This is a genomic window from Streptomyces olivaceus (assembly GCF_000721235.1).
In the GTDB taxonomy this organism is placed as follows: Bacteria; Actinomycetota; Actinomycetes; order Streptomycetales; family Streptomycetaceae; genus Streptomyces; species Streptomyces olivaceus.
Genome location: NZ_JOFH01000150.1, coordinates 1 through 336 on the forward strand (window position 1 = coordinate 1; position 336 = coordinate 336).

Annotated in this window: 1 pseudogene; it reads left to right on the plus strand. The window is 72.6% G+C overall.

Features of this window, described 5'->3' with window-relative positions:
- Window positions 1-336: pseudogene (locus IG94_RS39515) on the plus strand (helix-turn-helix transcriptional regulator); the annotation flags it as partial.

Genomic DNA, 336 nt, shown 5'->3' on the forward strand with positions numbered 1-336 from the left:
GCAGGTCGCCCTCGACGATTTCCAGGCCGTCGCGGACCTGCTGGACCAGTGGGGGATGGCTCAGAGCGAGACACTGTCGTGGCGCACGGAGATGGCGGCCGCTCACCTGCAGCTCGGGAACCACGAGACGGCCGCGCGCTTCCCCCGCGAGCAGCTGCGCCGGATCGGGACGGACGGCCACCTGCGGGTGCGCGGGCGCGCCATGCGGCTGCTGGCGGAGACCCGTGATCTGCCCCGCCGGCCACCGATGTTGCGTGAGGCGGTGGACGTGCTGCCCCGCAGCGGGGACAAGTTCGAGCTGGCGAGTGCGCTCGCGGCGCTGCACGATGCGTACAC